Here is a 22,913-nt window from a genome sequence, read left to right as displayed (position 1 = left end):
GTCCAGCGGGGCACCGAATATCGCCAGAGCGGCATCGCCGACGAACTTGTTCACGAATCCGTGGTGGGGGGGGGGCACAAAGACCAACCCCCCGGAAAATATGTTTGGAAAAATAAAGACGCCACAGGGCGGCTGTTAGGGGGCGGGGGTGGTCTTCCTGGTGTCGCGCCGCGGGGCCACGCCGACATCTCCACTCTCCGGCCGGACGATCGGCATCGACTTCGACATCGTTCGATGCCTGATCGTCCGATTCAGCTGCGCCGCCCGAGATGAAGTATCGGGAAAGGCCGGCCATCGGCGTCGGTAGCGGAGCGATCGAGTACGGCGAAGCCGTGGTGCACATAGAACCCGAGCGCCTGCGGATTCTGTTCGTTGACGTCGACCAGCAGGGCGGGGTTCTCGGCCAGCGCCTTGCCGAGCAGAGCGGTACCCGCACCTCGACCGTGGTGCGCCGGATCGACGAAGAGCATCTCCAGTTTTCCCTCCGCCACCCCGGAGAACCCGACGGGAATATCCCCCGTCAGCGCAATCGTCAGTTCGACGGCACCGAGATACTCATTCGCCACACGGTACTCGTAGTAGTCGATATCCTCGGGCGCGAGGAAGTGGTGCGTTGCTTCCACCGCGCCCCGCCAGATCCGGACGAGATCCGGCCACTGCTGTGGTCCGTGACAAGGGCGGAGAACCACTTCCTCTCGATCTGAATCGTCCACTCGATCGAGCGTATCGACAGCGATCACCGCCGCAAGTGGATATCTGTAGCCACTCGAGTTCGTCGCAGGCCTGCCCCGAAACATGCCCAGGATCACTGTCCCCACTTCTGGCCACCGGAGTTGGGCGCGACTAATGTCTCCGATGAACGAAATCACCCGTTACGACATATATTTCGCGGTTGTCGAACTACATGTCACCTATTCGGGTGGATTCGGCAGCCGGGTACGACGGCCCGAACGAATCACCGAGCGTTACCGGAACGCCCCGCGGCTGCCGCCGGACAAGGAGGCACCGGTGCCCGAAACCGACTCGCACAGCCATTCCGTTATCACCCGCCGCCGCGCTCTGGGAGTCGTGGTCGCGCTCGCGGCCGGCGGGGCAGCGGTCACTTTCGCGGGCACGCGTGCGGGCACCGAAACCCCGGCACACTGGGATTACGAGGCCGAGGGGCCTGGCCACTGGGCGGAACTGGACCGTACCTACCGAGTGTGCGGAACCGGGCACGCACAATCGCCGGTCGACCTGCCGTCGCATACGCAATCGCATCCGGACGAGCACATCGAGATCGAATACGGCATGGTGGCGATCACCGAATCGGTCAACAACGGCCATACGGTGCAGACGAATCTGCCGGCGGGGAACGGGAACCGGATAGTGGTCGACGGACGACCGCACGAACTGACCCAGTTCCATTTCCACGCCCCGGGTGAACATACCGTGGACGGACACAGTGCGGGAATGGAATTCCACCTCGTCCACAAAGACGCCTCGGGCGCCCTCGCGGTGCTGGCGATCCTCCTCGAGCCCGGTGACGGCTCCCCGTTCGCGCCCCTGCTCACCGCCCTGCCCGCGGCCCCCGGTTCCACCGTCCGGATAGGGCCGGTGGATCTCCGCAGCCTGCTCCCCACCGACCGCGCCCAGTTCCGCTACACCGGCTCGCTCACCACCCCGCCGTGCACGGAAGGCGTGTCCTGGACTGTCTTGCGTTCTCCGCTCCCCGTCAGCGGCCCCGAACTCGACCGCTACCGCTCGCTGTTCGCCCACACCAATCGACCGGTCCAGCCGTTGAACGGCAGACCCGTCACGCTGGCCGGCGGCTGAAGCACACTGCCCGGCCTTTTCGCCGCAGATTCTCACCTGCGGTGAGAACCCTCAGATGACCACGACCCGGCGCCCACGCGTATGACCGGCTCGGCTGTCGATATGCGCCGCCGCGGCGTCGGCGAGCGAATAGGACTTCTCGATCGGGATGTGCAGCTTGCCCCGTGCGATGAGGCCGGCGGCCTCGGCGAGCGCATCGAACAGGTTCCCGGCCACACCGGAGAACCGGACACCGAAGTCCGCCGCACCGAATTCGGCGATGGTGATCACCTTGTGCGGATCACCGGTCAGCCCGACGAGGTCGGGGAGCACACCCGAGCCGGCCAGATCGAGAGCGGCGTCGACCGGACCGTGCCGCCGCACCCGTTCGACCCAGCCCTCGCCGTACGTCGTGGCGACGGCACCCAGGCCGCGCACATAGTCCTGGTTCGCGGCCCCGGCCGTGCCGATCACTCTGATGCCGCGGTCGCGCGCGATCTGTAGCACCGCCGATCCGACTCCCCCGGACGCACCGCTGACCAGCAGCGTCTGTCCGGGCTGCACGCCGACCTCGCCGAGGATGCGCAGTGCGGTTTCCACCACGGAGGGGTACCCGGCCGCCTCCTCGAACGACAACCCCTCGGGCATTCGCGCCCATGCCGACAGCACGGCGAATTCGGCATACGTATCGACACCTTCGCCGAATACGTGGTCGCCTACTCCGACTCCTTCGACACCCGCACCGACCTCGTCCACCACCCCGGAGGCGTCGAGCCCGACCCCGGCGGGTAGCTGAACCGGCCGAGTCTGCTGGAACTGCCCTTCCCGGATCCGCCAGTCGACGGGATTCACCCCCGCCGCCCGCACGGCGATGCGTATCCGGCCGGGGCCCGCATGAGGCTCGTCGGCATCGACGAGTTGCAGGACATCCGGACCGCCGAACTCGGCGAAGCTCACCTTCTTCATATCGCAGACGATAACACTAACGGTTAGTGTTTTGAAACGGTTGCACTTTTGGTCTTGATAGTGTCAAGGAATGACCGAGCTGTCCGGACGCCGCGCCCGCAAGAAGGCCGCGACCCGCCAGAAGATCGCCGATACCGCCCTGCGGCTCTTCCTGGAACGCGGGTACGACGCGGTGGGCATCCGTGACATAGCCGCCGAGGCCGACGTCGCCGTCACCACGCTCTTCTCCCATTTCGCCTCGAAAGAAGCACTGGTCTTCGAGCAGGACCGCGACTTCGAGCATCGCCTCACCCAGGCAGTCACCGGCCGCGCCCCCGGCGAACCGCTCATCCCGGCGCTACGCACCGAAATCCATGCCCTGGTGCGACATTGCACGGCCGACGGCTCCGCCCCGATCTGGTGCATGATCGACGACTCGCCGGCCCTGCGAAAGTACGAGGAGTCGATGCGGCTACGCCATGCGGAGTCGCTGGCCACGGCCATCGCGGCCGATCCCGGCCTGGCCCGGACTCCGACGGCGGCCCGGACGATCGCACGGTTCGTGATCGACGCCTTCTCCCTCGCTCGGGAGGCCACCGATCCGGACGCCGCGGTGGACGAGATATTCCGGATGGTCGAAGCAGCCTGGGAAGCGACCGGCCCGTCTCCGCGAGAACCTGCTACTCCCGGCAGAGCATGAAAGCCGCGGCCGCTATCGAGCCCCCGGCACCGTCATTTCGATGGACGCCGCGCGTCCCTGCTCGTCGAATCCGATCGTGCCGGAAAGGACCGGCGAATCGACCACGAGCCGGCTTTCGTCCGGCGCGAAGGCCGGGTTCAGGCCGCGTAGAGACAAATAGCTGTTCAGCGCCCGGCGATGATTGTGCAGTGCCAACCCGGACAGCCCCTCGCTCAGCGTCCGCATGATCCGCGGACCCTCGGCGGGCGGGAGCCGGAAATCGGGATGCTCCACGAGAAAAGCCGCACGGGTCCCGTCGTCACCGGCCGGGCCCTGATAGCCGGTCCAGTGGCCGGTGACGGCCTTGGCCGCTTCGGTCTGCACAGCCGCGACCTGATACGGCTCCGGCTCGTCGAAGGGAAGGCTCGCGAACGGCAGCTCCGGGGCGGATAGTTCGCCTATCCCGTGCTCGATCCCGAACTCACGTACCGATGCCGCGAGCGTGGCCACCGATTCCGGGAACCCGGACCGATTCGCCCACGACCACAGCCACGACCCCGGGCCGGGGGCCGCGGTCCCGAGAAAATGGAAGTCGGTGCATTCGACGCTGCCGTGCTCGGTGTCGAACGTGAAGGACCTGGTTTGCAGGTTCACCTGCCACGAATGCTCGCCCAGCACGTCGGCCAGATGCAACTGGTGTTCGAGGGAGAGAAAAGCGGCGTCGTCCAGCAGGTCCATGAAGGCAGGCGTAGGGCGCACCTGGAGCAGCCTAGTTCCCTGGGCGCGAACCGGCATGCCCACCGGCGTGACGCAGGCCAGCGGATGCCGCACGATCAGGCATGTCACCCCTCGGGCGGACCTACGCCCCTCACTCACCGATTTCTTGCGAGTTGGACACCCACGCATCATCGGGCGTGGCGGCCACTGGACGGGTGCCGGCGAATAACAGCGTGACCGACAGAACCCGGCCCAACACGGCCACCCGGCGACCGAGCCCACCGAAGTCCAGCACGGACAGCCCGAGCCGCGGTGTCGGGGTGGATCGCAAGATACTTCAGTTGTCGGCGGCACCGAGCTCAGTCCGGTTCCGGGCGTCCGCCGCGCTTACGAGACAACGGTAGCGCTGCGGCCAGGCAATATTTCGAAGATCGAGACCAGGAAAGCTACAGCGTCTCGATTCCGGAAACACCGAATCCTCCCGTTCGCAAACCAGTGGTGAAGGCCGACCATTCCCCCGGGTCGAAGATCAGTGCGGAACCGCTGGGACCCTTGGAGTCACGGACGCCGACGTAGCCCTGCTCCAGCCAAGCAACCTCGACACAATCTCCCCCTCCCCCACTGTAAGACGACTTGAACCATTGGGCGCCAGATAGACTCACGGTCACTGCTCATATCTCCTTGCTATCTTCCTGATTCGGTCACGCGAACACACCTCGTCGAGGGTTGCGGTCCGAAGCGTCGCGTAGAGCGACCGGAATCGCTCCACATCAGCGGCATCTTCGAAGGTCATCGACCCGATTGCGCCTTCGGAATGCACAACGGACGGCTCACTGTCCGGAAAATCGAGAACGATGAAGGGTGGAACTACATCCCCGGTTGGAAGTCCGGCAGTGAAGGGAACAATCCGTACGTCCAGATTCTCCTGAGTGCTCATGTCAGCGATCTGCCGACATTGCACGGCCATGATCCGCGGCGAACCGACCACCGTATGCAGAACGTTCTCATGCAACAAGAACTCGAGCTTCGCCTTCCACCGCCGCTGCATCAGTCGCATACGCCGCTGAGTGCGCATATCCACGCGCATATCTATCGCCGAGTCGGGATCATCCGGAGCGTAGGCACGGTACACAGCCCGGGCATAGTCCGCTGTCTGCAGCAGTCCTGGTACGACGAGCGATTGAAAGAAGCGGAGTTCCGTAGCATACGACTCCAGCTCGAGGTATGAGCTGAACCCTTCATGAACGAAGTGCCGGTAATTCTGCCACCAAACCTTGGTATTCGATTCGGCCGCCACCGCCATGAGATATGCGGTCCGCTGCTGCGGCAAGCAGTAGTAGCGGCAGAGGTATTCGACCTCCCTGACCTTGATTTTCTCGTACTGCCCCAACTCGATCCGGCTGAGCGTTGCCCGGCTGAACTCGGTGTCCCGCGCCACCTGATCCAGCGTGGACCCGAGCGCGTGGCGGGCATCGCGTAACGCCCGCCCGAGTTGCCGCCGCGGCAATGTCGTACCGCTGAGATCCGCCTTACTCGGCATAGCGCCTCCCCTGTTTCTCAATGGAATCGCTCGGCGTTTCTCAGGTCGAGAATCATCGTAGGCGTGCCCTGGGAGTCGTGCTGGGCAGATACACCAAACCTGCGAAGGCCCCGCGGCGAGATAATCCAAGCCTCTGACGTGCAGCAACATAACCACATGCCCGAGAGACACGGAAGCCGTTGGCGCAAAGGAGTATTACAGCGGATGCGCAGTACCGGCCGAGCTAATCAGGCTCGGATCGGCAACATTTCGAGAAGGTTCGCCGACTCCGCGCCCGCTGATGCTCTGCACAGTGAAGTACTCACCGACCATCCGATCGCGAAACTCCCGAGTGCATCGTGGCCGCCGGATCAGGCCACCCGATACACCGAGGTCGACGGATGGTCGGCCGCATGGCGCTGCGAGCGCGAGAGGATCCGAATCCTCCGGGTGCGTTTGTCCTCCGGCGCTCCGGCGGAGCTGTCGACGGCCGGTGCGTACATCCCGGACCTGGCCGAAATGCGTGAACGATTCCCCGAGCACACCCGCTTGTGGGATGCGATCCGCCACGAGTTCTGGGCGAATGCCGTACCCGAAGGCCACACCGGATGAGCACGATCCAGTATCCGGACGAGGAATCCATCGCGGAGATCACCGCCCACTATCTGCTAGCCATGCCAGCCGGGCTGTTGCCCATGCTGTACGGGTTCCGGTTCGACGGCAGTTCGATCGACACCGATTGTGTACGAGTCGAATTGAACCACGACCGCACACCGCACGAGCCGAACCCGCTCCACGTGAAAGCTGCCCAACTTCGAGCGATTCTCGGTACCGACATGTTCGGGTTCGGATTCGTCTTCCCGGTGTTCGCCGATCAACTGGACTCCGGTGCGGGCAATCACCATATTCCCGAGCCGGTCCGTACCGCGGCCGAACGGTTACCCGCAGCCGAGGACCTCATCGCGGCCGCCACCATCGACGCGACCGGAAGGCAGTGGTGGGCAGTGGTCCCCCGGCACGTCCCCGGCCTGGACCCGGTCCTGCTGCACCTGCCCGCGACCCCACCGGAGAACTGGCGGATTCCCGAAAGCCTGGATGCTTCCCTGTGGACCGCCGCGCTCGCCCTCGACGAGAACAACCATGCCGCACTGCTCCGCCTGTGTACCATGCGCCCGGATTCGAACTCGGCCCGATGAGCGCAGTGACGCGGCAACGGCCGCCGCTCGCGTGCCGGGGCCGATTCCGTGCCGCGGGACCAGCGCTGCCGGACAGCTCACCAGGCCTCGGCGCGTTCCTCCTCCAGCCGGTTCCAGGCGAAATCCAGCCAGCTGCCGAAATGCCGAGTGAACTCGGCGGGTGTAGCCGGGCGCACCGTCACGTGGGTGCCGCGATGTTCGATATATCGACCGTCGCCGGTGATGTCGTACCACTCCAGGGTTCGAAGCGGGTCCGTAGCGGCGTCGTACCGTCCTATGCGCAGGACCGCGCACCCTCCACCGTCGGCTTCCCGGCCCAGCAGTCGCCGGTACGCGTCGCGCGCACGGGTACGCCGCGGATCTTCGAACTGTTCTGTGCGCCGTTCGATATCGTCGGGATGAAAGGTCGCCGGTTGAGCGGAACCCGGTGCACAACCGGGCAATGCGGAGACCAAGCGCGCCGCCAAATTCTCCGGACGGAACAAACGCACCTGGATGGAACCGAAATCGCCGGCGTTTCCCGCCTGGCTCAGGGTCACGGCATGGGCATCCGTGCGGGCGCCGATGATTCGGTAATCGCGCATATCATTGCGCCCGGTACTGCGTCGGTGCGCTACGGTGCCCCCGAATATTGCGATACGCATTCCCGATGTACCCAGCGTGTCCAGCGCCACCTGGATCGCAGCACGTTCTTCTCGCGAATACCGTTCCCGCACCGCGAGTCGATGCGCACGGAGTTCGTCGTTGAACGTGAAACGACTGGTGTAGCGCAGCGGGCTGGGAAACCGGTCGTAGGCGTCGCTGAACCACAGCGCCGCGAAATCGTCTTGCTCCCAAGTCCACTCGGACATTCGTCGTTCCCTTTTCCAGATCCGAAACAGCATTTACGGCAAGCCGGCGATGGCCGGGTGTACCCGCGCCGGAGAGCGCGCCCCCGGTGGCCGCTCGGTCCGCGGCCTCATCGAAAACTACTGAGACTACTCCGGGTTGGAGCCGATCACGCCGCCCTCGATGGTCGGGGGAATATCACCCAGGAGTTCGTCGGTATTCTCCTGATTGATCAGGTAGTCGGGTATCGAGCGGTTCGACTCGTCGTCCTGGCCGCCACCACGACCGGCTCCCGCCGCACCCATGGGCATACCGCCCATACCGCGCGATCCGGCCGCCGTAGTCCCGGCAGTGGACGCGACACCGGCGGGAGCGCCCGGAGCGGTGTTCGGGGCACCTGGGACTGTCCGGCCGGGACCCGGTGTCTCCGTTCCAGGTGGTGCGCCACCCGGCGAACCGGGGCCGGTGGTGACCCCGGCCGGCGTGGTGCCTGCTGGAACCGTGGGCGTGGTCGGTGGTTGGGTCCCGGCCGGGGTGGTAGTGGTTTCGGTTTCGCCGGGAGATGTTGCGGTCGATGGGGTCGTCGGGCTGTCCCCGGGAGTTTCGCTCTGCGGTTCTTCCTCGGTGGCTCCCGGGGTTTCACCGGTGGGGGTGTCGCCCGGCGTGGTGCCGTCGGGATTGCCCGAGGTCGTGGTCGAAGGGTTTCCCGTGTCGGTGTTGTAGCCGCCGGGCGGAGGTGCGGGGATATCGGTCGTCGAGGTGGGTCCGATCGGGACCGGGATCACCGGGATCTGGTTATCGAGTTCCCCGAACGGTTCGACGTACTGGGTCTTCATCGCCTCCCGCGCCTCATCGGTACGCCGGCCGATCTCTTCGTCGTGCCAGAACCCGTTCCACTGCCTGTTGACCCAGCTATCCCCGGCATCCATCGGTTCGGGGATGCCCTTTTTCGTATTCTCGATGGAAGTGGCCGCCCTGCGAACCCCCTGCGACAGCGTTTCGAGCGCGGGGGTTACCGGACGGGCATGCTTATCGATGTAGTCCTTGATAGCTTGTTTGGCCTGTTCGGCGGCCGGCCCGGACCATGCCTCCGCAAGCGAAGCCTCGGCAGACCGGACAAACGTCTCGACACCCTGCTCCCACAGATTCCGCATCTGCCAATACTTGTCGGCCTGATCGGTCGCGTCTTTGATGACGAGCGGGCTGAACGCCCTGCTGATCTTGGGGTGATCCCAGCTTTCCGGAGCCTCCGCACCTTTCGGAATGATCGGTTTCTCATAGTCGGGCACGTTGTTCACCTGGTAGATCCGTCGGGAAGAATATGCGGACCCGGAGTCGGTCCGACTGGCGGCCGTTCGGGGAGAGTCGCACTCAACGAATTATATGCGGCTGCCCACTCGCTATCGGCCTGCATCATCTGATCACGCATGATCCGGTAGACGTTTTGAATATCCTCAACGATCTGAATATGCTGCGCCATGATCTCGTAGACACCATTACCGTCGGGCGCCCCCCTGGCCTTCACCTTGTAGCGCCCCACCATCGCACGCGCTGAGTGCAGCTCGTCATTCGCCTCCCCCAAACCCCAATGGTCAGTTCTGGAGATTTCATCTGCGAGGCGCTGTATCTGACCGATCACGGTCTTGAACTGGTCGCAGTCGCGATCGAGATAGATGAACTCCTCCGGAGTCATCTGAACCGTGATCTGGCCCCCGTTCGCAGCATTCAGCATATTGGCCATCGGCCGAGGCGCCGGCTCATCACTCATCTGCATCTCCTCCCCATGCATGAACGTGGATATGACAAGTCATGAACCCGCTGGTATCGAAGGCGCGACCTTTTCGGCCAGTCCCCTGGCAAGTTCACACGTATCAAGATGGCCGGTCTTGTCCCCCGATGACGGATTGGTCAAACCGAACTCCAAGCTGCCGCCATTCATTTCTATATTCACAAAGCAGGATTCTTCCGAATGTTCTTCCAGCTGCCGAGTGGAAATCGCTTTTCGGGGCCCTACCGTGAATTCCGTAGCATCGGAGAAGTTTTTATCCCGTACCATATCCAGCGTGAGATTCGTCGTTTGGATACTCGCTGAGTATCCGTCCGGTTGCCCCCACAAACACCCACGCCACATAACGCCGCTCGAGGATTCCGTGTCATCCGGGATCTTGTTCCGGAGCCCCTCTGAGTCCAATACGCTCTGCGGGACATCTGTGCACGGGTCGAAGCCCACCGGCACATCCGGCGCCATACTGGGAGTCACGGGAGCCGCAGAGCCCCCGGTGGACGATTCACACCCTGTCAGGGCCATTGCCGCCCCGCCGACCAGCGCAATCACCAGCCGCCGCTTCCCCGCGATCACCAATGACGACCTCCACCGCCGATACCACCACTGGTCCGACCTCGGGGAGGACCGGCGTCTCCGCCCCCTGCTGCCGGTTCGCTCAGACGTTACCGGCGCTCACGAACCCGTGCAACCGCCGAACCTGCCCGGACCTGCACGCGCGACCACCTCATCGTCGGCCGTCTGCACCTCTTCGACCGGCGCTGAACGAGTCGTCGTCCGCATCCTCGACCCAACGCTGCCGACCCACTGCCGCCACCCGCCGCGACCCCGTATCCCGTCCACGGTTCTTACGTGAACCGACCTGCCGCAAACCGGGATAGCCGGACTTCACCAGAACAGGCACCGCACGACCACCACGCACCGTAACCGCTCCCGGCTCGAGGTGCACGGAAGGCACAGTCCAGCAATCGGCTTGTTCTGTCGCGACCTCGAGACCGCAGACCGCGCACACCAGATTCGGTCCTTGCGTTCCGGACGGCCGGCAGCAGCCCGACCGCCGGAGAGGGTCCGGGTGGGGCGCGACACCGCGCAGATCGCGCGAATGCACGAGGATGGTCCCGCGAGTCGCTGCCGGTCCGATATCCGACGGCCCGAAAGGTTCCGGGTCGACGGCGAACCAACCGGGCAGCACGCGCAGAATTCCGCGATGATGCACGGTGAAACCGGTTGCACGGCAGGGCGCTATCGGACGAAGGTTCGGGGTGAGCCGGCAACCACAGCGGGCACACGAGAATACAGTCATCGCGGCGGCTCGGAAGCGGTAAAGGGTTGCGTTGCAGGCTCTCCAGCCTGCCGACGGCTCATCGGCCGGGGCGAGAACCGCCCTTTCCATACGTGATCACGGACCGATCCTACGGCGACGGAATCACCCTGTACAGGTCGGACGGTGCCGATCGAGTTATCGGGCGGGCACCAGCGACCGAGTTCTGGAATAGCGGTTACGAGACAGGCGCTCTTTTCGTCGGACGAGCATGGCCGCGTCGGCCGCGCCGAACATCCGGGCGGCTCCCGCCCCCGAGGATCACCGGTGCGGCCCGGACCGATCCCGCATCGGGCACGATGGACAGAACGACGACGAAAACAATTGGCCCGTGCTAGATCAAAGGCTCACTGAGAACGCGATCGAGTGCTGCCCGGCCTGCGGGTCCCCACGCCGGCTTGCCACCGGGAAGGCCCCGGTCTCCGTTTTGGCCCATGAGCATGAGGAAAAGGCTTTTCAGAGCGGCCAGCCCGCGGGCACGCCGGATCGTCCCCTCGTCTGCCTGCCCGTACGCGTCGAAGAAGCGTGCGGCTCCGCCGGCGGGAAGGATCACCCATGCGGCTGCGAGGTCCCATGCCGGATCGCCGGCGAACAGGTCACCGAAGTCGACGATGCCCGAGAGCGTCCCGTCCGAGACGACGACGTTCGCGGGATGCAGGTCGCCGTGCACCCACACCGGTGGGCCCGCCCACTCGGGCGCCGTGACGGCGTCGTCCCAGACTGCCCGGACCGCGTCGGCGAGAGCGTCGGGGACGACTGCGTGGAAGAAGTGGTCGAATCCGTCCGTGCACTTCTCGAGGCGGTGGCCGCGGTCCGCACTGATCGGCGCGTCTTCGGGCGCCTCCACGTGGAGTGCCCCGAGGAAGCCGGCCAGGGTATCGGCCGCATGGGCGACGCGGCTGATCGCGCCGTGGTCCAGCGGCTCGCCGGGAATCCACGTCATCACGGTCCAGTGCTTGGAGAAACGCTCGGACGGCTCACCGAACCGCACCGGAGTCGGCACCGGGAGCGGCAGGCGCGGGGCCAGCACGGGTAGCCACCGTCGTTCCTTCAGCTGCAGCTCCGGGGTGGGGTCCATGCGCTGCATGCGTACGGCCAACTCGTCTCCGAGACGCCACATCTGGTTGCCCCAGCCACCTGCCACCTCGCGGATGGTCAGCCCCGCAAGGTCAGGGTGCTGATCCTGTAGCAGGTCGCGGACGAGCTCTGCGGTGATCACGATCTCGGGGCCGGTCATACGATGCGACAGTACAAGGCAGGCCTGCACCCGGGCCTGCTGCACCAGCCGGCTGAGTCACCAGCAGGCGGACACGATGACATCCGCGGCTGCAGGGATCAGATCGACACCCACGACACAGTATGGATCCGGCGTGCTATTCGGCGATCCCGTCCAGCGCAGCGAGGTCGTCGGCGGACAGTGCGACAGCCGCGCCGGCGACGTTTTCCCGGAGGTGAGCGACCGAGGAAGTGCCCGGAATCAGCAGGATATTCGGCGACCGTTGCAGCAACCAGGCCAGTGCGACCGCCATCGGGGTCGTATTCAGGCGGGTGGCGACGACGGAAAGCGCCGAGGATTGCAGCGGGCTGAAACCGCCGAGCGGGAAGAACGGCACATATGCGATGTTCTCGCGTGCGAGACGATCGATCAGCTCGTCGTCGTGCCGGTGCGCGAGGTTGTACATGTTCTGCACACAGACGATCGGAGCGATCTGCTGGGCCTCGGCTATCTGCCCGGCGGTCGCGTTGCTCACGCCCAGGTGGCGAATCACCCCCTGCCGCTGGAGCTCGGCCAGCGTCTCGAACGCTTCGGCGATCGAGCCCTCCCGAGGCCCTTCGGCGTCGCCGAGCCGGAGGTTCACCAGGTACAGCATGTCGAGCCCGAGGGTTTCCAGGTTTTCCTCGACCTGACGGCGCAGCTCGTCCGGTTTCCGCGCCGGCGGCCAGCCGCCCTGCTCGTCCCGGTTCGCGCCGACCTTCGTCACGATGTGCACACCGTCGGGATACGGGTGCAGGGCTTCACGAATCAGCTGGTTGGTGACGAAGGGCCCGTACGCGGCGCTGGTGTCGATATGGGTGATCCCCAGATCGACCACTTCGCGTAGCACCGCCAGCGCTCCGTCACGGTCGGCCGGCGGCCCCATCACCCACGGACCTGCCAGTTGCATCGCCCCGTACCCGAACCTGGTGACCGTGAGATCACCCGATGTCCAGGTACCTCCGGGGAGTGTTGTTGCCGGTGTGACACTCACGCGTAGAACCTTCCTCGAGGTATCGGGGCGGTGGCGCCCCCTGCACAGTGTCGGGCAACCGGCCCGCGGAAAGAAGAAGGCACCTCGAAGTTCGTAAGGCACCGCGCGGTGGCCACGCCGCACGACCGGCACGAACCCGGCAGGAACAGTTCGGGTGACGAAACCATTTCAGGTCGACGGCCGAGAAAGAATTTGCGCCCCGGTCATCGCTGTCTGTACTGGTGGCTTGTGGTGTACACCGATATTCCGCTGACCGACGACATTCTCGACACCGTTGCCGCCGAGTGGGGCCATCGTGGCGTCGGGGAGCGGCTGCACGGTGGTGAAGAGTCCGCGGCCTACCGTCTCGGCGAGGTCGTCGTACGTATCGGCTCGCCCGGCCGCGATCCCGCCGAGATCGAATGGTGCAACGGTGTGGCCGCGGTTGCGGCGTGTTCGGTCCCGGAGGCCATCGCGCCGCTACCCCGCGCCGATGGTTCCACGGTCACCGTCGTCGCCGGGCACCCGATAACGGTATGGCCGCTGGCGCAAGGACAGTGGGTCGACAGCGAGGACCCCACCCAATTCACCGAGGCCGCGGGCCTCCTCGCCCGGCTACATCGAGCCCTCGCCACCTATCGTCCACCACCCCGCCCGGCGCGATCGTTCCTCGAAATCGGGCTCGACGGCACCCCCTCGGCGCACCTGCCCGATCCCGGACTCGACCGCTGGCTCGCCGAGTTCACCCGCACCGCCCGGCGGCAGCCCCTGCACGGCGACTACTACGAGGGCAACCTCCTGTGCCACAACGGACATGTCACCACCGTGCTCGACTGGGACGAAGCACTGATCGGCCCACCCGAGCTCGAACTCGCCTCGGCTGCTCTGGAATTCACCGATGAAGTCCAGGGTGATCTCACTCGCGTCCGCGCCTTCGTCGCCGCATATCACGCCGCGGGCGGCACGGCGGGCGAACTCGACGACCTGACCATCCGCCAGCTGATACGGCACCGGCTACGCAGGGAGGCCGCCTACTTCGATATCGCCGTCGCGCGCGGAATCGAACACGACGAAGACGATCACGAATACCATCGCCGCCGATCGGCGGCGTTCCACCGCTTCGAACCCTGATCGGATATCGCCTTCGGCGACCGGATCCATCGAAGCAAGGCAGTTCCTTCGTCCCGGATCGCGACACGAGGTTGCCACCGGTGACGACCTCAGGACCCTGCCGAGCTCCGGCAGTTACCGGTTCGCCGCGAGCGCGGTAGCGATGATCTCCGCACTGTCGGCATGCAGCGCCTGCGCCGGAGTCTTCCCTGTCGCCGCGAGATAGGCGTCGACCAGCCTGTTGCCGGCGGAATACCCCGCTCCCGTAGGCAAACCGACCGGGGTCACGCCCAGATGTTCGGCGATGGTGTCGCCGAGCACCCAGGCCGTGAAGTTCTGCATACCGGTGACGTCCAGTCCGGAAACGACTTTCGCGAACACCGCATCGTCGCGCAAGGTGGGCACGCCGAGGCGGGCGTAGCCGAGGTCGTCACCGTAGAGTTCGCGAGCGAAAGCGTCGGCCAGTCCCTCGCCCACCACATGCTCGCCGACGGTGACCGTCATCGGATCCCACACCACACCGCCCGGGCTGTAGCGCAGATTGTGGTGGAGTTCGTGCACCGCGGTGCATTCCAGACGTTCGAGGTTCTCCGGGTAGGGCCACAGCGTGATCGTGATGTATCCGGAAATACCGCCGAAGCCGGTGACGCCCAGGCTGGGGCCCATGAAGTTGGCGTCGCCCGGGTCGCCGAGCACCACGAGCACGGTGATGTCCGGAGCTCGGAATCCCGGTGTCGCGGCGAGCAGTACGGCTGCCGCGTCGTCGACCGCCCGCTGCATGCGATTCCAGGCATCGGCCGCCGCGAGCGTTTCGAGGGCGTCGAGACACCGCTGCTCGTCGCGGTCGAGCGGGAACCCGGCCGACTGCCGGTGGAACGCCACCAGGTCGACCTCGCCCGGGTAGTACCGGTACATCCCGGTCGTCGGTTCGAGCATCGCCCGCAGCAGGTCTTCCCGATCGGCCACCGGTGCCTGCAGGATCTGCTTCATGGTCGAGTAGGAGTCGAGAACAGTGATCGTCACCGACCCGACGGTAAACCCTGACGTAGCGTGAGGCGCAAACCGCGCCACAGTGGCCACCTGCACCGTCTGATCAGGGACCGGGCCTGAGTGTGTGCGACCCCGTTACGTTGGGATGGTGACGGTATCGCGAATTCAGGAAGTGATCGACGGCGAGCTCGGGTGGACCGAGGTCGACCTACTCGATATCGACGACCGGTCCGCCGAACTGGTACGGGGCTCGCTGGAACAGTTCGGCATCCGAGTCAACTATTTCTCGATCGGGCAGAGCCGGCACCTGATAGCCGCTCTGGGTGGTGCACGCCCCGTCGCCCCGTACGTGATCGTTTGTTGCCACGGCTCGGACGGCCGGATCCTGCTCCAGGAACTCGGTGGGCCGGTGGCCGACGCACAGCCGTTCCTCGACGAACTCCGCCCCGAACATGTTCGTGAATACCTGCGGATTCCGGGCAGCACAGTAATCTGCACCGGATGCGACACCGGCGGGGAAGCGCTGGCTCAGGCATTCCTGGACGCCGGCGCCGCCAGGTATTTCGCTCCTACCGATTCGCCGGACGGTCATTCCGCTTTCCTGGCCGTACTCCTGCTGTTCTATGAACTGACCGCCGGACACGAGTGGGATCACGCGGTCGACCGGGTTCGCGGTTACGACGACGAGCTGTCCATGTGGAAGCTGTGGGAACGCTGACTCCTGAGGGCCTCGGTAGCGGCCGTCCACGATCGAGAGGTCGCTCAGAACCTGGCCAGATCATATGAGGTGCTGCGGCCGCCCGAGTTCGAGCGTTCCAGGACACCGAGCTCCAACAGCTCGGTGATATCTCGCAGCGCCGTGTCCTGTGAGCATTTGGTGATGATCGCCCATTTACGAGTGGTGAGCTTGCCATTGAACCCGTCCAGCATCCGGTTCAGCATCAGGACCTGGCGGTCGTTCATCTGTGCCGGTTGCCGGTGCCGCCAGAAACGGGATTTCTGGAGAACCTTGTCGACCGTCTCGTCCGAATGCTGGATGGCGCGACGCAGCGTCTCGAGGAACCAGATGAGCCACTCCGTCACGTCGAGCGTGCCCTTCTGGGTGCGCTCCAGGATTCGGTAGTACGCCGCCCGATCGCGTTGGATCTGCGCGGAGAGACTGAAGAAGCGCCGGGAACTGTGGTCGGCGCGGGCCAGCCACAGATCACCGAGGGCGCGGGCGATGCGCCCGTTTCCGTCGTCGAATGGATGCACGGTGACGAACCACAGATGCGCCAAGCCCGCTTTGACCAGGGCGGATTCGGTGGCATCCGCGTTCACCCAGTCCAGGAATTCCCGCATTTCGGCATCCAGCCGGGCGGCGGGAGGCGCTTCGAAATGCACTCGCTCGCGACCGTAACCGCCGGATACCACCTGCATCGGACCGGCGGCATCGGTACGCCAGGCGCCGATAGTGAGCCGGGTTCGGCCGGAGTACCCGGTCGGAAAGAGTGCGGCATGCCAGCCGAACAGCCGATCCGCCGTGACCGGATGGCTGTGGTGTGCAGCGGCGTCGAGCACCATTTCGACGACACCGTCCACATGCCGGTCGGCGGGGGCGAGTGCTCCGATATCTACGCCGAGGTGACGTGCGAGGGAGGAACGGACGGAGGCCACGTCCAGCAGTTCACCCTCGATCTCGCTGGTTTTGACGACATCCTGGGTGAGTACGGACAAGCTTGCCTCGTCCTGGACGGCTTCGGCGGTCTCGGCGAGGCGTCCCAGCAGGCGCCCCTGCTGGTGAGCGACCTCGGCAAGCGGTCCCACCAGCCGCGCGGCGTCGTACCCGAACGCCGGCCAATCGGCATGCTGCCAGATGTACCTGCGGTATTCGGGGACCATGCGGTGATGATACCGCCTATTCACCGCAAATTCTGCGGTGAATAGGCCGGGGTTGCACTGCGCAGCGACAACTTCTTCGGGTCGGTCACTGTGCATTACGTAGGGCGAGACCCTACGTAATGCACAGTCGGGCGGGACCTGCTCAGATCCCCAGGACCAGTTTCGCCGTGGTGAAGTAGATGATCAGCCCGGTCGCGTCCACCAGGGTGGTGACCATCGGCGCCGACACCACGGCCGGGTCGATACGCAACCGCTTGGCCAGCAGCGGCATGGTGCCGCCGATGGTGGCGGCCCAGGCGCAGATCAGGATCAGCGTGATCCCGACGACCACCGCGACCTTCGGGCCGACGAACAGACCCCCGATCACCAGGCCGACGACGGAGAGCATTCCGCCCAGCACCAGGCCCACCCGGCATTCGCGCCAGATCACCTTGAACAGGTCGCCGCCGCGGACCTCCCCCACCGCGACGGCGCGCACACAAGCGGTGGCGGCCTGGGCGCCCGCGTTGCCGCCGGCGCCGATCAGCAGCGGAATGAACAGTGCGAGCTGGGCCGCCTGCTCGAGGGTGGCCTCGAAGAATCCGGTCACGCTGACGGTGAGGGTCGCGGCGACCAGCAGCAGCATCAGCCACAGGGCGCGGTAGCGGGCGAGCTGGAAAACGCCGGCCGCCATGTAGTGGCCCTCCCACGGCGCCGAACCGGCCTGTTTGGCCACGTCCTCGCTGTCGGCCGCTTCGATGACCTCGACGGCGTCGTCGATGGTGAGCAACCCCACCAGCCGGTCCTCGCTGTCGACCACCGGCAGGTTGATGTCGTTGGTTTCCCGCATGAGGCGGGCGGCCTTCTCGGCCGAATCGGTAGCGCGGACGAACGCGGGTTCGGTCACCACCAGATCCGCGACCATCGTGTCGGGGCCGGTGAGCACCAGTTCCCGCAGTTCGACGATGCCCTGCAGGCGGCGGCCGGAATCGACCACGGGCAGGGTGTACACGGTTTCGGCGTTCGCGCCCTTGACCCGCACGATCCGCAGCGCGTCGGCGACGGAAAGGGTACTCGGGATCGCCACGACCTCGGGCGACATGTACCGACCGACCGATCCCTCCGGGTAGCCCAGCAGCGCGGCGGTCATTCGCCGCTCCCGCGGGCTCAGCCCGGCCAGCGCCTTCTTCGCCACTTTGGCGGGGGCTTCACGGAGCATGCGGGCGCGGTCGTCGGGGGCCATGCCCTCGACGAGTTCGCGGAAGCTCTGATCGCGCAGGCCCTGCAGGATCTGCTGCTGGTCCACGGGTTCGAGTTCCTCGAACACCGCCAGCGCCAGATCCTTGTCCAGCAGGCGGAACGCCACACCGGCCTCGACCGCGCCCATGCGCGCGAGCTCGTCGGCGATGACGTGCGGCGGATGATTGTCCAGCCAATGCAGCGCGGCATCGACACGATGGCTTTCCACCACGTTCTGGAGGGATTCCGACAGCGTCGTCGGTGCTTCGATGAGTTCGATCTGCGACATGAGTAGTCCTCGGCACAGCGTTGATTTGCGAGTGATTCGAAAGAAGTCACACCGCGAGGCGCCGAGCCGGGCCGCTCCGCCGGCAGATATCGCTAGCGGAAACGCGGGCGGACGGCGCCGCGCGGCCTTCGACTGGGAGGTTCGCTGCGCATTGCAACACCACCTCCTTCTCGGTCGCCGCCGCGTGCCGAACACGCCGCTCATCCGGATCAATAGTCTATGAATGCGAACGCATTCCTGTGCAGGATACATCCCCGGGCCGGGATACTCGCATCGCAACGTTCGTCACACGGCGTTTCACACTCCCGGGCGTGTCTACCCGGGTCGACAGTGGCCTGCCACGGTGGAGGTGACGATCAGATCGGTGCGGGATTCCACCAGCGGTCGACCAGATCACGGCCGGAAGAACCGCCGTATCCGCGCAATTTACAGTGGGCGCGGAATTCGTCGTCGAAGATCGCGACGAAACCACCGGAGGGCGTGCCATCGGGGGCGGTCACATCACCGTAGACGATCTCGCCCGTACCGGATACCCGCTCCCAGCGCTCACGGCCCGTAACTGTCACATCGTCGGTCAGCACCGGATCGTTCATCTCACTGCGATCTGCATTGCACTGCACCATCAGCAGATGCAACGGGTTCTTGTCACCGTTGCAGGAGAACTTGTTCGCTCCGGTCGCTGGGAGGCTCAGGTCCACCGGCCGGTTGTCACCGTCGACAGCGAAACATCGGATCCCGCCGTAACCGGACTCCGCCGGACTCCCCGGCAGCAATCCGGGGAATGCGTTCGCCACGTAGGTGTGGCTGCCCCAGCCGGCCACCGGCGGAGCGGAGGAGGAAGTGGCGGCGACAGTCGTGGGTGACGGTGCCGCGACACCGGTGCTCGCGGTGTCCCGCGTCGATACCACGACGATCACCACGGCCGATACCACGGCGACCAGCAGCGCACCCGCCGCCAACGCGGCCCGGCGGGTCCGCCGGCGCGGCGGTTCGTGAGGAGGTGCGACGGCCCACGGATCGGCTCCCGCACCGCTTCCACCGTCGGCAGTGTGCTGCCACGGACCGGTGGGAGCGAGGGCGGTACCGGCCCACGAATCGGCACCGGCACCGGAGATACGGGTGGTCCCGCTCGGCGCGGGTACGTCACCGGCCCGAGGGCCCGGTTGCGGTGCGGCCGGCTGGATTCCCGACAGCGCGGCCTCGGCGGCCGCGGCGAGAGCGCCGCAGGTGCCGAAACGGAGCCCGGGATCCTTCGCCAGGGCGTGGGCGACGACGCTGTCGAGCGCCCGCGGCAGCGCCGGGTTCACCGCGCTCGGCCGCGGCGGGGGGTCGGCCAGATGGGCATGGATCACGGCCGCCGGCGTGGGCCTGGGGAAAGGCTTTACACCGGTCAGCAATTCGTACAAAGTGCAGCCGAGCGCATAGATATCCGCGCGATGATCGACCCGCAGTCCCCGTAACTGTTCCGGCGCCGCGTACGCGAGGGTGGCCAGTACCGCGCCCTCCTCGGTGAGCGCGGTGGATTCGCTCGCGGACCGGCCGATCCCGAAATCGGTGACCAGCACACGATCGGCTCGGCCGGGAGCCGCGTCCACGAGCAGGTTCGCGGGCTTGATATCGCGGTGCACCATTCCGGCCCGGTGGGCTTCGTCGAGCCCGCGGGCGGCCTGTACCACGATCTGGACGGCGCGCACCGGATCGGCCGCGATATCGGCGCGGACCAACGCAGCCGCATCCGTACCCGCGATGTACTGCATGGCGATCCAGAGTCGTTCGCCTTCGACGCCGCGATCGTGCACCGCGACGATATTCGGGTGGTTCAGCCGCGCGGTGAGTTCCGCCTCACGGATGAACCGCGCGCGGTAACCGGGGTCGGCGCTGTGCTCGGCGGAAAGCACCTTGATCGCGTCGTGGCGGGGCAGGCGGGGATGGCGTGCCAGATACACCGTCCCCATACCGCCACCGCCCAGGGCACGTTCGATCAGGTAGCCGGCGAACACATTGCCGGGCCTGGGCTCGGTCATTCGTCCGCCTGATCGGCGCGCACCAGCAGGACGTACTGGGCGGCGGCGCGCTGCTGAGTGTCGCGGATGGTCCGGCCGTAGACGATTGCCTCGTACTCCCGGTACAGCACCCGGCAGGAGAAACGCACGTCGTGCGGTGGCACGGTGAGGGATTCGACGCACCGCGAATCCGGCAGCCCGAACGGCGCCGGTGCCGGCCGCACTCCGGGCGCCTCGTCGTCCACGGCAGTATCGGTGAAGCCCCGGCGGGCCGCCACCACATCCGGGTGCCGCACCAGGTGGTGCCGGCGATTCACGGCCAGCACCATTCCCCGGCCCTCTGCACTCTTCTCCCAGGCTCCCCAGCGCCGCCCGGCCCGCGGACCGTACACGACCCCGCGGATATCGAACCGAGTCCGCCAGCCCGCGTTCACATCGCTGCGGTTGGTGAGCACCACCGGGTACGGCCACAACCCGGGCGCCTCCGGCAGCAGCCGTGCCAGCATCCCGTCCGTGTCGAGCGGCAGACCGGCCAGCTCGTCGGGCGGGGTCGGCGCGAAGTCGGCCAAGCGGCGGATCTGGGCGGTGAAGGCCGCGTCCACAAGACCGGTGAGCACCGCCGGATCGGGTGTGGTGTGCCCGGCCAGCACACTGATGACGAACGGCCCGTGCGCGACCCCGGCCGCCATCGTCGGCACCGCCGGACGCCAATGAGCGTGCGCGCCGGGATGATCCGGTATCTCGATGCGCACATTGTCGGGGCTCACGGCGGCGTCGGCGGAATCGATCTCGGCGACAGCCAGCCGTGCCGACTCGTCGTCGGGAAACCGCAGCAACTGGACCGTGAGCAGCCGGGCCCGGCCCACGGCCAGTTCGGCGGGCACGCCTCGATCCATACCGCCCACGGAGAAACCGGCGAGCATGCCGTACCGCTCCAGCACCGCACGGACCGGACGCGCGAGGAAACCGGCCGTGGCAGGGGTCGGCACAGGTACGGAGGCGGTGTTCCCGAGACCGAAAGTCAGGCTCGGATCGGCTTCCACCGGATCGATGACGGCCTCCCCCATGCGCATCGACTCCAGGATTCGGCCGTACTTCTCATCGCTGTTGTCCGGCGGTACCAGCAGTTCCAGGCCGTAGGGACCGGTGTCGAGTTCCTCCGGATCCGGCAGCGCGGCAACCGGTTCACCCTCCACAGTGCACCCGGTGAGCACACCGGCCACCACGAGCGCCGCGGCGATGATGCCCGGCAACCGCCGGAATCCATTGTCAGATCGGCGCATCGGGCCACCACCGATCGTGGAGCACGGCTCCGGTCCCGATCCCGTTCACCTCGAGCCGGCAGTGATCGCGGCCGGGATCGTCGAACAACACATCGAGCCGGCCGCGGCGGTCACCGTTCACGGTGGTGATCTCGCCCCACACCAATCGGCCCGACCCGGACGGGCGGGTCCACCGTTCTTCTCCGGCGATCGCCCAGGGCGGTGATTCCGTGCCGATCGGGGCCTGGTCGGCCCGGCAGGTCGCGACAACGAGCACCACCGGCTCGTAGTTACCGAAACACGCCACCCGGCCCACCTCCGGTGGATCGTAGAGGGAAACCGTTTCCCAGTCCTCGGCGACCGCCCGGCAGTCCACCAGGTCCTGGTAGCCGACCCCGTCCACCGATACCGGTAACAGGTCCGGAAAGATATCGGCGATATAGGCGTGCGAGCCCCACAGCGCGGCCTTCAATTCGGGAGAACGAGTTTCCGCCGTGGCCGCGGCGCCCGGCGGCGAGGGCGGCGCCGCTACCCGGCGCACCACCGCGACCGCGATCACAGCCAGCAGAACCGCCACCACCGCCACCGCCACGAATGCGGCGGTCCGACGCCGCCGGTCGACCGGCGCCACGGCGGGATCCACCCGGGGCGCCGCGGCCTCCTCGGCTGCGGCGGCCAAGGCCGGGCAATCGGGATACCGCAGCGCCGGATCCGCTGCCAGCGCCTTCGCGACGACCGTATCGAAGGCCGTCGGCGCCCAGGGATTCACCGCGGAGACAGCAGGTGGAGCGCCGCCCGGTGCACGGTCGCCCGGTGGAAACGGTTCCCGGCCGGTGAGCATTTCGAACAGCACGCATCCCAGTACATAGACGTCCGTGCGCTCGTCGCCCGGGGTTCCGGGAGGTTGTTCCGGAGCACGATAACGGGGTGGGCCGATCGGTTGCGCCAGTCGTACCGTATCGGGTGCACCTGGCTGTTCCACGACCGAAATCTGGGTCATATCCAGCCCGGGAACAGGCTGCCCGGAGCTCCGGTACTCTCCCAGCCGGCGTGCGATCTGGGCAACGATATGGACGGTCCGCGTACTGTCGAGCGATCCGCGCGGCACCATCTCGGCGACGGTCACTTCCCCGGCGCGCGTCATCACGAC

The 22,913-nt window shown here is 66.2% G+C and carries 23 protein-coding genes; 6 read left to right on the top strand and 17 right to left on the bottom strand.

Going from position 1 to position 22,913, the window contains the following annotated elements; genetic code table 11:
• Positions 1-251: 251 nt before the first annotated feature.
• Positions 252-713: a GNAT family N-acetyltransferase gene (locus QH195_RS01085; protein ID WP_280421883.1), complete on the bottom strand. Its 462-nt coding sequence runs from the start codon at positions 711-713 to the stop codon at positions 252-254.
• A 142-nt stretch (positions 714-855) separates the two neighbouring features.
• On the opposite strand from QH195_RS01085, the gene QH195_RS01080 reads away from it, so the two are divergent.
• Entirely contained in the window at positions 856-1,815 is a 960-nt protein-coding gene (locus QH195_RS01080; RefSeq protein WP_280421882.1) for a carbonic anhydrase, read from the top strand.
• A gap of 51 nt (positions 1,816-1,866) precedes the next feature.
• On the opposite strand, the gene QH195_RS01075 is transcribed toward QH195_RS01080, so the two are convergent.
• Positions 1,867-2,760 carry an NADP-dependent oxidoreductase gene (locus QH195_RS01075; protein ID WP_280433991.1) on the bottom strand — a complete coding sequence of 298 codons (894 nt, stop codon included), beginning with the start codon at positions 2,758-2,760 and terminating at the stop codon, positions 1,867-1,869.
• Positions 2,761-2,830: 70 nt separating this feature from the next.
• Here QH195_RS01075 and QH195_RS01070 point away from each other — a divergent pair, with 70 nt between their 5' ends.
• Positions 2,831-3,439 carry a TetR/AcrR family transcriptional regulator gene (locus QH195_RS01070; protein ID WP_280433990.1) on the top strand — a complete coding sequence of 203 codons (609 nt, stop codon included), beginning with the start codon at positions 2,831-2,833 and terminating at the stop codon, positions 3,437-3,439.
• A gap of 12 nt (positions 3,440-3,451) precedes the next feature.
• Here QH195_RS01070 and QH195_RS01065 read toward each other — a convergent pair whose 3' ends face one another.
• The 3 genes from QH195_RS01065 to QH195_RS01055 form a co-directional block, all read right to left on the bottom strand.
• Entirely contained in the window at positions 3,452-4,264 is an 813-nt protein-coding gene (locus tag QH195_RS01065) for a DUF6882 domain-containing protein (protein WP_280433989.1), read from the bottom strand.
• A 317-nt stretch (positions 4,265-4,581) separates the two neighbouring features.
• A complete protein-coding gene (locus tag QH195_RS01060; RefSeq protein ID WP_348537338.1) occupies positions 4,582-4,797 on the bottom strand; it encodes a DUF397 domain-containing protein in 216 nt (71 codons plus the stop codon).
• A gap of 2 nt (positions 4,798-4,799) precedes the next feature.
• Positions 4,800-5,675, bottom strand: coding sequence for a helix-turn-helix domain-containing protein (locus tag QH195_RS01055; protein WP_280433987.1), 876 nt, complete (start codon positions 5,673-5,675; stop codon positions 4,800-4,802).
• A gap of 204 nt (positions 5,676-5,879) precedes the next feature.
• On the opposite strand from QH195_RS01055, the gene QH195_RS01050 reads away from it, so the two are divergent.
• Both QH195_RS01050 and QH195_RS01045 read left to right on the top strand, forming a co-directional pair.
• Positions 5,880-6,266: a hypothetical protein gene (locus QH195_RS01050; protein WP_280433986.1), complete on the top strand. Its 387-nt coding sequence runs from the start codon at positions 5,880-5,882 to the stop codon at positions 6,264-6,266.
• Positions 6,263-6,850, top strand: a complete 588-nt coding sequence (locus QH195_RS01045; protein WP_280433985.1) for a hypothetical protein — start codon at positions 6,263-6,265, stop codon at positions 6,848-6,850. The genes QH195_RS01050 and QH195_RS01045 overlap by 4 nt, the downstream gene beginning before the upstream one ends.
• Before the next feature lie 77 nt (positions 6,851-6,927).
• Here QH195_RS01045 and QH195_RS01040 read toward each other — a convergent pair whose 3' ends face one another.
• From QH195_RS01040 to QH195_RS01015, 6 genes are all read right to left on the bottom strand, one after another.
• Positions 6,928-7,701 (bottom strand): ESX secretion-associated protein EspG, encoded by a 774-nt coding sequence (locus tag QH195_RS01040; protein WP_280433984.1) that lies wholly within the window; start codon positions 7,699-7,701, stop codon positions 6,928-6,930.
• 126 nt (positions 7,702-7,827) lie between these two features.
• Positions 7,828-8,976, bottom strand: coding sequence for a hypothetical protein (locus tag QH195_RS01035; RefSeq protein WP_280433983.1), 1,149 nt, complete (start codon positions 8,974-8,976; stop codon positions 7,828-7,830).
• Positions 8,973-9,446 carry a hypothetical protein gene (locus QH195_RS01030; protein ID WP_280433982.1) on the bottom strand — a complete coding sequence of 158 codons (474 nt, stop codon included), beginning with the start codon at positions 9,444-9,446 and terminating at the stop codon, positions 8,973-8,975. The genes QH195_RS01035 and QH195_RS01030 overlap by 4 nt, the downstream gene beginning before the upstream one ends.
• A gap of 39 nt (positions 9,447-9,485) precedes the next feature.
• Positions 9,486-9,986, bottom strand: coding sequence for a DUF3558 domain-containing protein (locus QH195_RS01025; RefSeq protein ID WP_280433992.1), 501 nt, complete (start codon positions 9,984-9,986; stop codon positions 9,486-9,488).
• 1,130 nt (positions 9,987-11,116) lie between these two features.
• Positions 11,117-12,019: an aminoglycoside phosphotransferase family protein gene (locus QH195_RS01020; protein ID WP_280433981.1), complete on the bottom strand. Its 903-nt coding sequence runs from the start codon at positions 12,017-12,019 to the stop codon at positions 11,117-11,119.
• 136 nt (positions 12,020-12,155) lie between these two features.
• Positions 12,156-13,031: an aldo/keto reductase family oxidoreductase gene (locus QH195_RS01015; RefSeq protein ID WP_280433980.1), complete on the bottom strand. Its 876-nt coding sequence runs from the start codon at positions 13,029-13,031 to the stop codon at positions 12,156-12,158.
• Between the two features lie 231 nt (positions 13,032-13,262).
• Between QH195_RS01015 and QH195_RS01010 the strand changes: the two genes are divergently transcribed.
• Entirely contained in the window at positions 13,263-14,141 is an 879-nt protein-coding gene (locus QH195_RS01010; protein ID WP_280421869.1) for a phosphotransferase enzyme family protein, read from the top strand.
• Positions 14,142-14,255: 114 nt separating this feature from the next.
• Here QH195_RS01010 and QH195_RS01005 read toward each other — a convergent pair whose 3' ends face one another.
• Entirely contained in the window at positions 14,256-15,143 is an 888-nt protein-coding gene (locus tag QH195_RS01005; protein WP_280421868.1) for a DUF2268 domain-containing protein, read from the bottom strand.
• 115 nt (positions 15,144-15,258) lie between these two features.
• Here QH195_RS01005 and QH195_RS01000 point away from each other — a divergent pair, with 115 nt between their 5' ends.
• Positions 15,259-15,828 carry a hypothetical protein gene (locus QH195_RS01000; RefSeq protein WP_280421867.1) on the top strand — a complete coding sequence of 190 codons (570 nt, stop codon included), beginning with the start codon at positions 15,259-15,261 and terminating at the stop codon, positions 15,826-15,828.
• A 44-nt stretch (positions 15,829-15,872) separates the two neighbouring features.
• Here QH195_RS01000 and QH195_RS00995 read toward each other — a convergent pair whose 3' ends face one another.
• The 5 genes from QH195_RS00995 to QH195_RS00975 all read right to left on the bottom strand — a co-directional run bounded on the left by QH195_RS00995 (position 15,873) and on the right by QH195_RS00975 (position 22,907).
• A complete protein-coding gene (locus QH195_RS00995) occupies positions 15,873-16,991 on the bottom strand; it encodes a Fic family protein (RefSeq protein ID WP_280433979.1) in 1,119 nt (372 codons plus the stop codon).
• Positions 16,992-17,133: 142 nt separating this feature from the next.
• Positions 17,134-18,498 (bottom strand): magnesium transporter, encoded by a 1,365-nt coding sequence (mgtE, locus tag QH195_RS00990; RefSeq protein ID WP_280433978.1) that lies wholly within the window; start codon positions 18,496-18,498, stop codon positions 17,134-17,136.
• 356 nt (positions 18,499-18,854) lie between these two features.
• Positions 18,855-20,522, bottom strand: a complete 1,668-nt coding sequence (locus QH195_RS00985) for a serine/threonine-protein kinase (protein ID WP_280433977.1) — start codon at positions 20,520-20,522, stop codon at positions 18,855-18,857.
• Positions 20,519-21,784 (bottom strand): DUF7373 family lipoprotein, encoded by a 1,266-nt coding sequence (locus QH195_RS00980; protein WP_280433976.1) that lies wholly within the window; start codon positions 21,782-21,784, stop codon positions 20,519-20,521. Before QH195_RS00980 ends, QH195_RS00985 begins: the two co-directional genes overlap by 4 nt.
• Positions 21,771-22,907 (bottom strand): hypothetical protein, encoded by a 1,137-nt coding sequence (locus tag QH195_RS00975; protein ID WP_280433975.1) that lies wholly within the window; start codon positions 22,905-22,907, stop codon positions 21,771-21,773. The genes QH195_RS00980 and QH195_RS00975 overlap by 14 nt, the downstream gene beginning before the upstream one ends.
• Positions 22,908-22,913: the final 6 nt, after the last annotated feature.

Source organism: Nocardia carnea (genome assembly GCF_029868855.1).
GTDB classification, from domain to species: domain Bacteria; phylum Actinomycetota; class Actinomycetes; order Mycobacteriales; family Mycobacteriaceae; genus Nocardia; species Nocardia carnea_A.
Note: the sequence above shows the minus strand (reverse complement) of the source record. Positions and strands in the feature narration are given on the sequence as shown.